Genomic DNA, 14,266 nt, shown 5'->3' with positions numbered 1-14,266 from the left:
TGCAGGGTCAGGCGATCATCGCAACCCTCGCGCGCTGCCAGTCGCGTGCGATCGCGTCGATCGCCTTGAGCGGCGCCTCCAGCCGCCGGGCGATGTCGGGAAGCCCGCTCCAGTCCGATGCGAACAGCAATCCCAGCTCGCGGCGAAAATCATAGCCGGTGACGCGCAGCGCCACCGTGTCCTCGCCGGCCAGCGACAGCGGCGCCGTGGTGATGCCGATCCCGGCGGCGACCATCCGGATGCAGCGATCGTCGCTGTCGCTGCGCAGCGAAAAGCGGGGACGAACGCCGTGGCGGGTAAAGAAGCGGCTCGTTGCGTCGAGAAATTCGCACGAGCGCCGCGCGATCATCGTTTCGGGCGCCAGTTCCTCGGGCGACACTTCGCCTCGCGACGCCAGCGGATGATCCTGCGGAACCAGCATGACCAAGGGCTCTTCATAAAGCGCCAGCGCCTCGCCCTCACCTTCCCCGGCCTTGAGCGGAACGAGCGCGATCTGGATACGGCCGCTCGCGAGCGCGGTGCGCAGATCGGAATCGCTTCCTTCGACGATCTCGATCGAGAAGGATCGGGCGAACTCGGCGACGATCCGCTGGAGAAATTCGCCCGGCGCCGACCGGATCGCACCGATCCGCAGCAGGGGCGCGGTCGCCGTTTCGTCGCGGCCGAAGCCATCGGCGGCGCGAAAGGCGCGTTCGAGCTCGCGCGCGATGGGGAGGAAGCGCCCGCCCGCTTCGGTCAGGCGGATCTTGCGCCGGTTTCTTATGAAGAGCTGTGCCCCGACGAGCCGCTCGAGTTCGGCGACGCCGGTCGACAAGGCCGGCTGCGTCACGCGGATCTGCTGCGCCGCCTGGGTGAAGCTGCCCGCATCGACGACCGCGAGAAACTGCCGGATATGCGCGCGCTTTATCATAAATTTTTCTTATGATCTATCGCATCGGATTTCAATTTTCATATGGTTCGACTTTCGTGCAAGAGTGGGACATCCTCACCGCCCGGACTGCGAAAGGCTGACCATGCGCGCCACCCCCGACTTCGATTTCGCGCTCGGCGAGACCGCCGACATGATCCGCGAGACCACCGCCCGCTTCGCCGACGAACAGATCGCGCCGCTCGCCGCCAAGGCCGACGCCGAAGACTGGTTCCCGCGCGACGAACTGTGGACGCAGATGGGAGAGCTCGGACTTCACGGCATCACCGTCGAGGAAGAATGGGGCGGGCTGGGGCTCGGCTATCTTCAGCATGTGATCGCGGTCGAGGAGGTATCGCGCGCGTCGGGTGCGATCGGCCTCTCCTACGGGGCGCACTCGAACCTCTGCGTCAACCAGATCCGCCGCTGGGGCAATGACGAGCAGAAGCGCAAATATCTGCCCAGGCTGATCTCGGGCGAGCATGTCGGAAGCCTCGCCATGTCCGAAGCCGGCGCGGGCAGCGACGTCGTCTCGATGAAGCTCAAGGCCGAGAAGGTTCAGGGCGGCTATGTCCTCAACGGCACGAAGTTCTGGATCACCAACGCGAGCCACGCCGACACGCTCGTCGTCTATGCCAAGACCTCGCCCGAGGCGGGATCGCGCGGCATCACCGCCTTCCTGATCGAAAAGGACATGCCGGGGTTCAGCATCGGGCAAAAGATCGACAAGGTCGGGATGCGCGGCTCCCCGACCGCCGAACTCGTCTTCACCGATTGCGAAGTCAGTGAAGAACAGGTGATGGGGCCGGAGAACGGAGGCGTCGGCGTGCTGATGTCGGGGCTCGATTATGAGCGCGTGGTGCTCGCGGGGCTTCAGCTCGGCATCATGCAGGCGTGTCTCGACACCGTCATTCCTTACGTGCGCGAGCGCAAGCAGTTCGGCAAGCCGATCGGCTCGTTCCAGCTGATGCAGGCGAAGGTCGCCGACATGTATGTCGCGCTCAATTCGGCGCGCTCCTATGTCTATAATGTCGCCAGGGCATGCGACGCGGGGCAGACGACGCGTTTCGACGCCGCGGGCGCGATCCTGCTCGCGAGCGAGAGCGCGGTGAAGGTCGCGGGCGAGGCGATCCAGGCGCTGGGCGGCGCGGGCTATACCAAGGACTGGCCGGTCGAGCGCTATTGGCGCGACGCCAAGTTGCTCGACATCGGCGCGGGGACCAACGAGATCCGCCGGATGCTGATCGGCCGCGAGCTTATCGGCGCCGGCGCGTGACCTGGCTGTGGCTGTCGGCCGCCGCGATGGCAGCGACGGCCTTCTTCCATTCGCGGCTCGGCGAAAGGCGGATGGTGCGCCCCCTGCTCGCGCTGAACGCGGGCGTGACCACCGATCCACGCATCCGCCGGATCATCCGTTTCGCCTGGCACGCGACGTCGGTGCTGATGCTGCTGAGCGCCGTCACCGTCGCCTGGCCCGGAACGCCGCGCGCGGTCGTCGCGATCATCGGCGGCGGCTGGCTGGCAACCGGCCTTGTCAACGCAGCCTATCTGAGCGGCCGCCATATCATGTGGCTGTTCCTGAGCACCGCGGGTGCGCTTGCACTGATCGGGGTCTTTGCATGAGCGACACGCGCTTTTCGGTCACCGCCCTCGACCACATCGTCCTCTGCGTGAACGACGTCAATGCGACGCGCGCCTTTTACGAGCGCGTCCTCGGCATGACCTCGCGCGAGGAGCGGCCCGGCAAATGGTCGCTGCAGTTCGGCGCCCACAAGATCAGCCTGCAGGACGCCCGCACCGCCCCCTCGATCGCGCGCGACACCGTGCCCGGCAGCGGCAATTTCTGCCTGCTCAGCGATGTTCCGGTGGCCGAGTGGCGCGGCCATCTGGCCGAGCAAGGTGTAGAAATCATCGACAGCGGGCACCGCGACGGCGCCACCGGAACGATCGACTCGCTCTATTTCCACGACCCCGACGGCAATCTGGTCGAAGTGAGCAATATCGTGGCGGCGCGATGAGCGAGTTCGCCCTCGACGCACTGCAATATTATGGCGCGGGCGCCCCGACGTCTGCCGCTGCGCCGAACGGCGGCGGGACGGACTGACCGCCCCGCCATGCTTCCCCAATCAACCCCAGACGCGCACGCGCTTTTCGGGCGGCAGGTACAGCTTGTCGGTCGGCTTGACGTCGAACGCCTTGTACCACGCGTCGAGGTTGCGCACGGTCAGCGCGCGATACATGCCCGGCGCGTGGCCGTCGGTCGCGATCCGCGCGCGCAGCGCTTCGTCGCGCATCTTCGTCGCCCACGTCTGCGCATAGGCGATGAAAAAGCGCTGGTCGCCGGTAAAACCGTCGATCACCGGCGCTTCCTTGCCCTTCAGCGACGCCCGATAGGCATCGTAGGCCGCCTGCAGCCCCGCCACGTCGGCGATATTCTCGCCCAGCGTCAGCTTGCCGTTCACCGCCAGGTCGGGGAACGGCTTATACTGGTCATATTGCTCGGCGAGCGCCTTTCCGGCTTCCTCGAACTTCTTGAGGTCCGCGTCGGTCCACCAGTTGCGCAGCGCGCCGGTCGAATCGAACGCCGCGCCATTATTGTCGAAGCTGTGGCTGATCTCGTGCCCGATCACCGCGCCGATCGCGCCGTAATTATAGGCGGGATCGGCCTTGGGGTCGAAGAAGGGCGGCTGCAGGATCGCGGCGGGGAAGTTGAGCGCATTCTGCACCGGCAGGTTCACCGCATTGACCGTCTGCGGGGTCATCCACCATTCGCCCTTGTCGAAAGGCTTGCCGATCTTGGCGAGCTGATGCGCATATTCGGCCTTTTCGCCCGCGACTTCGTTGGCATAGGCGGCATCGGCGCTGACCTGATAGCTGCCATAGTCGCGCCACGTCTCGGGATAGCCGACGCCGACCTGGATCGTTTCGACCTTCTTCAGCGCTTCCTTCTTGGTCTCGGGCGCCATCCAGTCGATCGCCTGCACCCGCTTCGCAAAGGCGGCCTTGATGCCATCGACCATGTCGCTGACTTCGGCCTTCGCCGAGGCGGGGAAATATTTCTCCGCATAGACGCGGCCGACCGCATCGCCGAGATACTGGTTCACCGCCGCGATCGCGCGCTTGTCGCGGCTGCGCTGCTCGGGCGTTCCCGACAGAATGGTGCCGTAAAAGGCGAAATGCGCATTGTCGATCGCGCTCGGCAGCACGTCGGCGTGGCTGTTGATCTGGTGGAAGGCCAGCCAGTCTTTCCAGGCTTCGAGCGGTTGCGAGGCGACGAGCGCCGACAGGCCCGTGATCGCCTTGGCATGGTAGGCGCCGAACTTGTCCGCGCCGTCGAGCTGCGCCGCGGAAAAGAAAGCCGGCCAGTCGATGCCGGGCGCCTTTTTCGCGAAATCGGCCTTGGTCCAGACATCGGCCGATTTGGTGAAATCCTCACTCTCTTCGCGGCTGGCATGCGCCCTGGCGATCTTCGTTTCGAGATCGAAGATGCGCTTCGCCTTCGCATCGGCGTCGGCAACGCCCGCCGCGGTCAGAAGCGTGGCGATATAGGCCTGATAGGCGGTGCGGATGCTCGCCATCTTCGGGTCGGGCGACAGATAATATTCGCGCTCGGGCATGCCGAGGCCACCCTGCAGCAGATAGGGGATCACTTCGCCCGGCGTCGCGAGGCCCTGCGTCACGAAGACGCCGAACAGGTTTTCGGTGTTGAAGTCGGTCGCGTTGAGCGGGTCGACGTCGGCGCGGACTTCCTCGCCCAATATCTTCGACAGCTCGGCCTTGTCGGTGATCGCGGCGAAGCGCGCGAGGTCGGGCTCGACGGGCTTCATGCCCGCCTTGTCGATCGACGGCGTGTCGATATAGGCCTTGTAGAAATTGGCGATCCGCGCCTGGTCGGTGCCCTTCTCGACCGGCCCCTTGACGATCGCGTCGATCAGCTCGCGGTTACGCTTCTCGGTCTCGAGGAAGGCGGTGTAAAAGGCGCCGGTCGACGAGCGGTCGGCGGGAATCTCGGTCGTTTTCTGCCAGTTACCGTTCGCATAGGCATAGAAATCGTCGCCCGGATTGACGCTCGTGTCCATTGCGGCCTTGTTGATGCCGATCTCGGTCCCGATCGAGTAGCTCGCGGCCGCCTTGTCCTCGCCGCCGCCCGAGCAGGCGACCGGGCCGGCGAGCACCGCGGCGGTAGACAAGAGGACGGCGAAAATCTTCTTCTTCATGGGTTTGCAACCTCGACTTCGGGGGAATGTGAAGGGGGGATACGCCTGTGACCGCCCGGTTTCAATGCCAACCAATTTCGGCCTGCGGCGCTTTTCATTCGACGAGCGACCAACTAGGCAACCAGCGAGGAGAGACAGCCAAGTGAGCGCACCGGTCCTGCAAACCATGGTCCAGCCGGAGAGCGAGGCCTTTCGCAGCAACGCCGCGCACAACCGCGCGCTGAAGGACGAGTTATGGGCGCGCGTCGCCGAAGCGGCGCGCGGCGGCAGCGAGAAAGCGCGCGAGCGGCACATGAACCGCGGCAAGCTGCTCCCGCGCGAGCGCGTCGAACGGCTGCTGGACCCCGGCTCGCCTTTCCTCGAAATCGGCCAGCTCGCGGCGTGCGACATGTATGGGGGTGAAGTGCCGGGCGCGGGGATGATCGCGGGTATCGGCCATGTGTCGGGCAGGCAGGCGATGATCGTCTGCAACGACGCGACGGTGAAGGGCGGCACCTATTATCCCATGACGGTGAAGAAGCATCTCCGCGCGCAGGAGATTGCCGAGGCGAACCGCCTGCCCTGCATCTACCTCGTCGACTCGGGCGGCGCCAATCTGCCGCACCAGGCCGAAGTCTTCCCCGACCGCGACCATTTCGGCCGCATCTTCTTCAACCAGGCGAATATGAGTGCCAAACGCATCCCGCAGATCGCCTGCGTGATGGGAAGCTGCACCGCCGGCGGCGCCTATGTTCCCGCGATGAGCGACGAGACGGTGATCGTGCGGGGTCAGGGCACGATTTTCCTCGCCGGCCCGCCGCTGGTGAAGGCGGCGACGGGCGAGGAGATCAGCGCCGAGGACCTCGGCGGCGGCGACCTCCACGCGAAGAAGTCGGGCGTCGTCGACCATCTGGCCGAGAATGACGAACATGCGCTGACGATCGTGCGCGATATCGTCTCGACCTTCGGGGGCGATGACGGCTTCGAAGTAGCGATAAAAGACCCGCGCCCGCCGAAATATGACGCCGAGGAGCTATACGGCATCATCCCGCAGGACGTCCGCGCGCCCTATGACGTCCACGAAGTCATCGCGCGCATCGTCGACGGCAGCGAATTCCACGAATTCAAGGCGCATTATGGCAGCACGCTCGTCTGCGGCTTTGCTCATATCTGGGGCATCCCGGTGGCGATCCTCGCCAACAACGGCGTGCTGTTCAGCGAAAGCGCGGTCAAGGGCGCGCATTTCATCGAACTGGCACAGCAGCGGCGCATCCCCCTGCTCTTCCTCCAGAACATCTCTGGCTTCATGGTCGGTGGGAAATATGAGGCCGAAGGCATTGCGAAACATGGGGCAAAGCTGGTGACCGCGGTCGCGACGGCGACGGTGCCGAAAATCACGGTGCTGATCGGCGGCAGCTTCGGCGCGGGCAATTACGGCATGTGCGGGCGCGCTTACTCCCCGCGTTTCCTCTTCACCTGGCCCAATGCGCGGATCAGCGTGATGGGCGGCGAGCAAGCGGCAAGCGTGCTGGCGACGGTTCACCGCGACGCCGACACATGGACGGCGGAAGAGGCCGAAGCCTTCAAGGCGCCGATCCGCCAGAAATATGAGGATGAAGGCAATCCCTATCACGCGACCGCGCGCCTCTGGGACGATGGCATCATCGACCCCGCGCAGACGCGCGACGTGCTGGGACTGGCTTTTGCGGCGACGCTGAACGCCCCGGTCGAGGAGCGCGGCTTCGGTGTGTTCAGGATGTGATCTGATGGCGGCGCGCAATATAGTCCTCCCCGGAACGGGGAGGGGGACCATCCGCAGGATGGTGGAGGGGCACGGGAGATGATCACCGGCCCCCGCGATACACTCAAACACGCCCGCAAGCTGCGAAGCGAAATGAACCTGCCAGAAACGATGCTCTGGCGCAGGCTTAGGCAACGCCCCGGCGGGTTCAAATATCGGCGACAGCACCCAGCGGGTATCTATATTCTCGATTTCTACTGCGCTGCCGTGCATCTCGCTATTGAGGTCGATGGGCGAACACATGACGGAGCCGCTGCGGCAAAGAGCGATGAAGCGCGGTCGGATTTTCTGCGGTCGCAACATGTTGCGACCCTGCGCATTCCCGCGCCGGCGATCATGAAGGATTTGGAGACAGTCGTGGCGAGAATCGTCGAGGTTTGCGAGGAGCGCATGGTGAAGATCAGGCAACGGCAAGGCAAACCGCCTGTGCCCCTCCACCATCCTTCGGATGGTCCCCCTCCCTCCCCGCCTTCGCGAGGACAGGCTGGGGAGGATCGGCTGTGATCACCTCCCTCCTCATCGCCAATCGCGGCGAGATCGCCTGTCGTATCATCCGCACCGCGCGCGAAATGGGTATCAGGACCGTTGCGGTCTACTCAGATGCCGATGCCAAGGCGCTGCATGTGCGCGAGGCCAACGAAGCCGTGCATATCGGACCGTCGCCCGCGCGCGAATCCTATCTGATCGGCGAGAAGATCATCGCTGCCGCCAAGGAGACCGGGGCCGAGGCGATCCATCCGGGTTATGGCTTCCTCTCCGAAAATGCCGAGTTCGCGCAGGCCGTGACCGATGCCGGGCTGGTGTGGGTCGGACCCAACCCCTCGTCGATCACCGCGATGGGCCTGAAGGACGCCGCCAAGAGGCTGATGGCCGAGGCGGGGGTGCCGGTGACGCCCGGCTATATGGGCGAAAATCAGGACCCCATCTTCCTCGCCGAACAAGCCGCCATGATCGGCTATCCGGTGCTCATCAAGGCAGTCGCGGGCGGCGGCGGCAAGGGGATGCGCAAGGTCGATGCTCCGGCGGACTTCGCCGACGCGCTCGCCTCGTGCCAGCGCGAAGCGGCCGCCTCGTTCGGCAACGAGCATGTGCTGATCGAGAAATATATCCTGACCCCGCGCCATATCGAGGTGCAGATATTCGGCGACAGTCACGGCAACGTCGTCCACCTGTTCGAGCGCGACTGCTCGCTCCAGCGCCGCCACCAGAAGGTGATCGAGGAAGCCCCCGCCCCAGGCATGGACGAAGCCACGCGCGCCGAGCTCTGCGCCGCCGCGGTGCGCGCCGCGAAGGCGGTCGATTATGTCGGTGCAGGGACGATCGAGTTCATCGCCGACGCGTCGGAGGGCCTGCGCGCCGACCGCATCTGGTTCATGGAAATGAACACGCGGCTGCAGGTCGAGCATCCGGTGACCGAGGAGATCACCGGCGTCGACCTTGTCGAATGGCAGCTGCGCGTCGCGTCGGGCGAGCCGATCCCGCTGACGCAGGACGAACTCACGATCGACGGCTGGGCGATGGAGGCGCGCCTCTATGCCGAGGACCCGGCGAAGGGCTTCCTCCCCTCGACCGGCCCGCTCGAACTGTTTCAGCTCCCCGAGCATATCGGCCGCGTCGACACCGGCGTCTATGAAGGCGCCGAGGTCTCGCCCTTCTATGATCCGATGATCGCCAAGCTGATCGCGCACGGCGATACCCGCGAGGAAGCGCGCGAGACGCTGTCCGAAATGCTCGAAGACAGCGCGGTGTGGCCGGTGAAGAGTAATTCGGCCTTCCTCATCAACGCGCTCGACCATCCCGATTTCGTCGCCGGCGCGGTCGATACCGGGCTGATCGGCCGCGACGGCGAGGCGATGACCGCCGCGCCCGAACCTTCACCGCAGGCGCTTACCAATGCGGCGATGGCGATGGTGCCGCGCTCGCTTCTCTCGGGGTTTCGCCTCAACGCGCCCGACGTCCGTTCGGCGCCGTTCCTGCTCGACGGCAAGCGCGTCGACATCGCACTGCACGGCCCCGGCACCGACGATCCCGCCCCGGCGATGCTCGTCGCCGAGCGCGGCTCGGTATGGCAGCTCGCGCCGTGGCGCGCGGCGGGCGGCGCGAGCGGCGCGGCGGGCGACGGCGCGATCCTCTCCCCCATGCCGGGCAAGATCATCGCGGTCGACGTTTCTGCGGGCGATGCCGTCACCAAGGGTCAGAAGTTGCTGACGCTCGAGGCGATGAAGATGGAACACAGTCTGACCGCGCCGTTCGACGGCACGGTCGCCGAACTCAACGCGCAAGCGGGGGCGCAGGTGCAGGTCGAAGCGCTGCTGGTGCGGATCGAAGCGGCGGAGTAACACCCCTTCTCCCCCGAGGGAGAAGGATTTGGAGCCTTGCCGCTTCAGCGGCCAGGCGGAGTTGGATGAGGGGTTGCGAGCTATCGTGAGGGCCAAGCCCCTCACCCAGCTGCGACTGGCCGGCAAGCCGGCAAGTCTTCGCAACCCTCTCCCCGAGGGAGAGGGATAAATGGCAGGAAAATACTTCGACGAATGGCAGGTCGGCGAGCGCGTCGCGCACGACATCCGCCGCACGGTGACCGAGACCGACAATCTGCTCTTCACGACGATGACGCACAATCCGCAGCCGCTGCACCTCGACATCGAAGCGGCGAAGGCGTCGGAGTTCGGGCAAATCCTGGTCAACGGCACCTTCACCTTCAGCCTGATGGTCGGGCTGTCGGTCGGCGACACGACGCTCGGCACGCTCGTCGCCAATCTGGGCTACGACAAGCTGGTAATGCCGAAACCGGTGTTCCTAGGGGACACGCTGCGCGCGGAGAGCAAAGTCATCGCGCTCAAGGAATCGAAATCGCGGCCGAACGCGGGGATCGTCACCTTTCTGCATCGCTGCCTCAACCAGCGCGATGAACTCGTCTGCCAGTGCGAGCGTTCGGCCCTTATCAAGCGAAAGGCCGGCTGATGCGACTTCGTTCCCTCCTCTTCGTCCCCGGCGACCGCCCCGAACGCTTTGCCAAAGCCGCGGCATCGGGCGCCGACGCGATCATCCTCGATCTCGAGGATTCGGTGTCGCCCGCCAATAAGGACATGGCGCGCGAAGCCGTCGCCGATTACCTTGCCGGCACGCGCGAGGTCATCACGCTGGTGCGCGTCAACCCGCTCGACGGGCACATGACCGCCGCCGACGTCGCCGCGGTGGCCGCCGCGGCCCCCGACGCGATCATGCTGCCCAAGGCCGAAGGCGCGCCGAGCATCGCGCAGCTCGACACGATATTGCGCAGCGAGGGCGGCGACGCGGGGCATCTGCCCCCCATCCTGCCGATCGCGACCGAAACCCCGGCGGCAATCTTCACCCTCGGCAGCTATCGCGAGGCGCGCGAGCGGCTCGTCGGGCTGACCTGGGGCGCCGAGGACCTGCCCGCCGCGATCGGCGCGGCGACGAGCCGCGAGGCCGACGGCAGCTATACCGAACCCTATCGGGTCGCGCGCGCGCTGACCCTGTTCGCCGCGCACGGCGCGGGGGTCGCGGCGATCGACACCGTCTTTCCGGCGATCAAGGACGAGGGCGGGCTTTCCGCCTATGCGGCGCGCGCGCGGCGCGACGGCTTCACCGGGATGATGGCGATCCACCCATCGCAGGTCGCGCCGATCAACGCCGCCTTCACTCCGTCCGCCGACGAAGTGGCGCGAGCGCAGGCGATCGTCGATGCCTTTGCCGCCAATCCCGGCGCCGGCGTGCTGCAGATCGACGGCAAGATGATCGACGCGCCGCACCTCAAGCAGGCACGGCATATCCTGTCGCTGGCGGACTGAGCGGCCTTCGGGGAAATGTCAGCCGCGCCGCCGGAACGGCCGGTGCCGCGTCATCCATGCCTTGCCGCGGTGCCAGCTTTTCTTGAGGCCGCGCCCGGCGATCCCCTCGAACATCGCATTGGGGCGCGTCGGGTCGAGCAATTCATTCTCGGCGATGAATTCGTCGAACGGCCCCGGCGCGATCAGGTCGAGCAGTTCGAGCGAACGGCCGTCGCCCCGCAGCGCCTCGATCGTGTCGATCAGCGACCCCGTGCGGTCGAAATGGCGCGCGACCGCGTCGGGCTCGACCCCCAGATGCTCGGCGATCAGCGACTCGCGCAGCTTGCGGATCGTCGGTTCGACACCGCGATTGGCCGATAGCGCGGCGTCGATCGTCACATCGCATTCGCTGTCGAGTCCCATCGAGCGGTTGTTGAGATTGGCCGATCCGACGCGGATCAGCCGATCGTCGACGATCGCGGTCTTGGAATGAACGTAAATCGGATCGCCGCCCGCGGTAAGCGGTACATAGACACGCAGCCGGTCGCCGTGCCGCGCCTTGGCTATCTCGCGCACCAGTTCGACGCGCGCGGCGTCCATGGCCATCTGCTCGAGCCAGCCGTCGGCGGTCCTGGGCATCACCAGCACGAATTCGGGCGGGTCGTCCTCGTTCAGCCGCTCGCCGATCGCCGCAGCGATCTTTGCACATGTGAAATATTGATTCTCGAAATAGATGAAACGCTTGGCGCCCGCTATGAGGTCGAGGTAGAGCTTTTCTATCTCGCGGATTTCGCCATAGCCGTCATATTCGGCGCGCGTGCGCGAAATGGCGACGTCGACATCGCGGAAATCGGGATCGAGTTCGTCGGGCCAATTCTCGCCGGTGCCGCTCAGGTCGCGCAGCCGCTTGTTCGTCGCGCGCTGCCAGCGCTCGTTGCCGAGTTCGGCGAGCGCTTCGCCCACCGGCCCCGCAAGGATCATCGTCGAATCGTGCCACGGCATATAGCGCTTGCCGTCGGGCGCGACGCGGCACGGGTCGTCGTCCTTGTGCTCGCGCGTGTCCCAGCGCCGCAAGCCGACGTCGATCCCGCCGCACACCGCGAGATGATCGTCGAACACCGCGACCTTCTGGTGATGGCTGCACCCCGCCGGATGCGCGCTATCGAGGCGGAAGCTGATCGAGCGCGTCATCTTCCAGCGCAGGATCAGCGCGACGATACTCGGCATGGCGAGTTGCTTCAGCCCGCCGAAATTCCAGCGGAGAATGTCGATGTCGCGGTCGGGGCGGCTTTTCGCGAGCCGCAGCATATAATGGCCGAGCGCCTCGCCGCCGCCGTCGGCATCGGGGGTCAGCGCGATGCGCGGGTCGAAATCCCAGCCGATAAGCAGGATGCGCTCCTTCGCGCCCGCCATCAGCCGCGCGAGCAGCGCATAATAGTCGGCGGCATCGACGATCATCCGCGCCTTGCTCGCGCGCTCGATCCGCCAGCAATTACGCCCCGCTTCGACAATGGGGGAGAGTTCGGCCTCGCTCATCGCCGACGCCACGCATGGCGGCGGCGATGGTTGCGTGAAAAACGGCTCAGGCGGCGAAGAATTGCTCGGGCGCCAATTCCATCATCGCCTCGCTGCCCGCCTCGATCTTGCGGCGCAGCGCGCCCGCGTCGGGCATGAAGCGTTCGGCGAAATGCCGCGCGGTCATCAGCTTCGCTTCGAGGAAGGCCTTGTCGCCGCGGCCCTCGGCAATCGCCTTCTGCGCGGCTTCGGCCATGCGCAGCCACATCAGGCCCAGCGCGACGATGCCCATGATGTGCATATAGTGATGCGCGCCGGCGCCGACGTTGTTCGGGTTCGTCATGCCGTTCTGCATGAACCACATCGTCGCGGCCTTGAGCTCGCCATTCGCCTTTTCGAGCCGGGTCGCGAAGTCGCCGAGCGCACCGTCCTTTGCCGCGGCGCATTCGGCATCGACTTGTCCGAACAGCGCCTGAACCGCCCGCCCGCCATTCTGCGCGAGCTTGCGCCCGACGAGATCCATCGCCTGAACGCCGTTCGCGCCTTCATAGATCATCGTGATGCGGGCATCGCGGACATATTGGCTCATCCCCTGCTCTTCGATGTAGCCGTGGCCGCCGAACACCTGCTGCGCGTTGGTGGCGACCTCATAGCCCTTGTCGGTGCCATAGCCCTTGATCACCGGGGTCAGCAGGCTGACGAGGTCGTCGGCCTGCTGCCGCTCCTCCTCGCTCTCGGCCATATGCGACAGATCGACCTGCAACGCGCCCCACAGGCAAAGCGCGCGCAGCCCTTCGACCACCGCCTTGCCGTCCATCAACATGCGGCGCACGTCGGGATGGACGAACAGCGGGTCGGCTTTGGCTTCGGGGTCCTGCGGCCCGGTCAGCGCGCGGCCCTGGCGGCGGTCCTGCGCATATTGCACCGCGTTCTGAAAGGCGATGTCGGCCTGACCCAGCCCCTGGATGCCGACGCCGAGCCGCGCCGCGTTCATCATGATGAACATCGCGGCGAGCCCCTTATTCTCGTCGCCGACGAGCCAGCCGGTCGCGCCGTCGTAGTTCATCACGCAGGTCGCGTTGGCGTGGATGCCCATCTTGTGCTCGATCGACCCGCACGACACGCCATTGCGCGCGCCGAGCGAACCATCGTCGTTCACCAGGAACTTGGGCACGATGAACAGCGAAATCCCCTTCGAACTGTCGGGTGCCCCCGGCGTTTTCGCCAGCACGAGGTGGATGATATTGTCGGTGAGGTCGTGCTCGCCCGACGAGATGAAGATCTTGGTGCCGCTGATCGCATAGCTGCCGTCGGCCTGCGGCTCGGCGCGGGTGCGGATCAGGCCGAGGTCGGTGCCGCACTGCGGCTCGGTCAGGTTCATCGTCCCGCCCCACTCGCCCGACACCATCTTCGGCACATATTTGGCCTTTTGCTCGTCCGATCCCTTGACGAGCAGCGCCGACACTGCCGCCTGCGTCAGCCCCGGATACATGGCGAAGGCCTGATTCGCCGCCATCCGATATTCCTCGACCGGAAAGCCGACGACGTGCGGCAGCGCCTGCCCGCCGAAAGCCTCGGGCTGGTTGAGCAGCGGCCAGCCGGCCTCGCAATAGGCCTTATAGGCCTGTTTGAACCCTTCGGGGGTCGTCACCGAACCGTCGTCGTGGCGCGTGCAGCCTTGCTGGTCGCCCGAATAGTTGAGCGGAAACAGCACTTCCTCACAGAATTTCGCCGCCTCGGTCAGCACCGCCTCGACCATGTCGGGGGTCGCATTGGCGAAACCCGGGAGGTTCGCATAGCGCTCGATGCCGAGCACTTCGTTCAACAGAAAGAGCGTGTCTTTGACGGGAGCGCGATAGACGGGCATGAAAAATCTTTCCGATAAATCAGATGGATAGGGTGCGCTTTTCTTGCCCGGGGAGGGTCCGGGGTCAGCCGGCCTTTTGTTTAGAGCCTGAAGCCATGAGTTTGAACTACCTTGATTGCACTGCGAAGCCCGCCGGCGAGGAGCGGGGCGCCGCGCGGGCCGGGAGCCCGTGCAAGACCCGCGACGACG

General features: G+C 65.6%; 12 protein-coding genes. 8 read left to right on the top strand and 4 right to left on the bottom strand.

Features of this window, described 5'->3' with window-relative positions:
• Window positions 1–7: 7 nt before the first annotated feature.
• The gene (locus tag CHB69_RS03050; protein WP_089214460.1) at window positions 8–910 is read right to left on the bottom strand and encodes a LysR family transcriptional regulator; all 903 of its coding nucleotides are present in this window, start codon (window positions 908–910) and stop codon (window positions 8–10) included.
• Between the two features lie 103 nt (window positions 911–1,013).
• On the opposite strand from CHB69_RS03050, the gene CHB69_RS03045 reads away from it, so the two are divergent.
• From CHB69_RS03045 to CHB69_RS03035, 3 genes are read left to right on the top strand one after another with little or no spacing between them, the layout of a single operon-like run.
• Window positions 1,014–2,183 (top strand): isovaleryl-CoA dehydrogenase, encoded by a 1,170-nt coding sequence (locus CHB69_RS03045; protein WP_089214459.1) that lies wholly within the window; start codon window positions 1,014–1,016, stop codon window positions 2,181–2,183.
• On the top strand, window positions 2,180–2,530 hold the full coding sequence (locus tag CHB69_RS03040) for a hypothetical protein (RefSeq protein WP_089214458.1): 351 nt from the start codon (window positions 2,180–2,182) through the stop codon (window positions 2,528–2,530). The genes CHB69_RS03045 and CHB69_RS03040 overlap by 4 nt, the downstream gene beginning before the upstream one ends.
• Window positions 2,527–2,925 (top strand): VOC family protein, encoded by a 399-nt coding sequence (locus CHB69_RS03035; protein ID WP_089214457.1) that lies wholly within the window; start codon window positions 2,527–2,529, stop codon window positions 2,923–2,925. The genes CHB69_RS03040 and CHB69_RS03035 overlap by 4 nt, the downstream gene beginning before the upstream one ends.
• 108 nt (window positions 2,926–3,033) lie before the next feature.
• On the opposite strand, the gene CHB69_RS03030 is transcribed toward CHB69_RS03035, so the two are convergent.
• Window positions 3,034–5,124, bottom strand: a complete 2,091-nt coding sequence (locus tag CHB69_RS03030; RefSeq protein WP_089214456.1) for a M13 family metallopeptidase — start codon at window positions 5,122–5,124, stop codon at window positions 3,034–3,036.
• Window positions 5,125–5,266: 142 nt separating this feature from the next.
• Here CHB69_RS03030 and CHB69_RS03025 point away from each other — a divergent pair, with 142 nt between their 5' ends.
• The 5 genes from CHB69_RS03025 to CHB69_RS03005 all read left to right on the top strand — a co-directional run bounded on the left by CHB69_RS03025 (window position 5,267) and on the right by CHB69_RS03005 (window position 10,716).
• On the top strand, window positions 5,267–6,865 hold the full coding sequence (locus CHB69_RS03025; protein ID WP_089214455.1) for a carboxyl transferase domain-containing protein: 1,599 nt from the start codon (window positions 5,267–5,269) through the stop codon (window positions 6,863–6,865).
• 78 nt (window positions 6,866–6,943) lie between these two features.
• On the top strand, window positions 6,944–7,408 hold the full coding sequence (locus CHB69_RS03020; RefSeq protein ID WP_089214454.1) for an endonuclease domain-containing protein: 465 nt from the start codon (window positions 6,944–6,946) through the stop codon (window positions 7,406–7,408).
• The gene (locus tag CHB69_RS03015; RefSeq protein WP_089214453.1) at window positions 7,405–9,243 is read left to right on the top strand and encodes an acetyl/propionyl/methylcrotonyl-CoA carboxylase subunit alpha; all 1,839 of its coding nucleotides are present in this window, start codon (window positions 7,405–7,407) and stop codon (window positions 9,241–9,243) included. Before CHB69_RS03020 ends, CHB69_RS03015 begins: the two co-directional genes overlap by 4 nt.
• Before the next feature lie 169 nt (window positions 9,244–9,412).
• The gene (locus CHB69_RS03010; protein ID WP_089214452.1) at window positions 9,413–9,865 is read left to right on the top strand and encodes a MaoC family dehydratase; all 453 of its coding nucleotides are present in this window, start codon (window positions 9,413–9,415) and stop codon (window positions 9,863–9,865) included.
• Window positions 9,865–10,716 carry an HpcH/HpaI aldolase/citrate lyase family protein gene (locus tag CHB69_RS03005; protein WP_089214451.1) on the top strand — a complete coding sequence of 284 codons (852 nt, stop codon included), beginning with the start codon at window positions 9,865–9,867 and terminating at the stop codon, window positions 10,714–10,716. Before CHB69_RS03010 ends, CHB69_RS03005 begins: the two co-directional genes overlap by 1 nt.
• 18 nt (window positions 10,717–10,734) lie before the next feature.
• Here the strand turns inward: CHB69_RS03005 and CHB69_RS03000 are convergent, their stop codons facing one another.
• Complete coding sequence (locus tag CHB69_RS03000; RefSeq protein WP_089214450.1) at window positions 10,735–12,231, bottom strand: phospholipase D-like domain-containing protein; 1,497 nt, start codon at window positions 12,229–12,231, stop codon at window positions 10,735–10,737.
• A gap of 46 nt (window positions 12,232–12,277) precedes the next feature.
• Window positions 12,278–14,077 carry an acyl-CoA dehydrogenase C-terminal domain-containing protein gene (locus tag CHB69_RS02995; protein ID WP_089214449.1) on the bottom strand — a complete coding sequence of 600 codons (1,800 nt, stop codon included), beginning with the start codon at window positions 14,075–14,077 and terminating at the stop codon, window positions 12,278–12,280.
• Between the last annotated feature and the right edge of the window lie 189 nt (window positions 14,078–14,266).

It is taken from the genome of Sphingopyxis indica (assembly GCF_900188185.1).
Taxonomy (GTDB): domain Bacteria; phylum Pseudomonadota; class Alphaproteobacteria; order Sphingomonadales; family Sphingomonadaceae; genus Sphingopyxis; species Sphingopyxis indica.
This window is presented reverse-complemented; position numbering and strand designations above follow the sequence as displayed.

Bases quoted from the DNA above. Each gene is read 5' to 3' on its own strand.
- CHB69_RS03045 (WP_089214459.1), top strand. From the start codon at position 1,014: ATGCGCGCCACCCCCGACTTCGATTTCGCGCTCGGCGAGACCGCCGAC.
- CHB69_RS03050 (WP_089214460.1), bottom strand. From the start codon at position 910: ATGATAAAGCGCGCGCATATCCGGCAGTTTCTCGCGGTCGTCGATGCG.
- CHB69_RS03010 (WP_089214452.1), top strand. From the start codon at position 9,413: ATGGCAGGAAAATACTTCGACGAATGGCAGGTCGGCGAGCGCGTCGCG.
- CHB69_RS03035 (WP_089214457.1), top strand. From the start codon at position 2,527: ATGAGCGACACGCGCTTTTCGGTCACCGCCCTCGACCACATCGTCCTC.
- CHB69_RS03020 (WP_089214454.1), top strand. From the start codon at position 6,944: ATGATCACCGGCCCCCGCGATACACTCAAACACGCCCGCAAGCTGCGA.
- CHB69_RS03000 (WP_089214450.1), bottom strand. From the start codon at position 12,231: ATGAGCGAGGCCGAACTCTCCCCCATTGTCGAAGCGGGGCGTAATTGC.
- CHB69_RS02995 (WP_089214449.1), bottom strand. From the start codon at position 14,077: ATGCCCGTCTATCGCGCTCCCGTCAAAGACACGCTCTTTCTGTTGAAC.
- CHB69_RS03005 (WP_089214451.1), top strand. From the start codon at position 9,865: ATGCGACTTCGTTCCCTCCTCTTCGTCCCCGGCGACCGCCCCGAACGC.
- CHB69_RS03030 (WP_089214456.1), bottom strand. From the start codon at position 5,124: ATGAAGAAGAAGATTTTCGCCGTCCTCTTGTCTACCGCCGCGGTGCTC.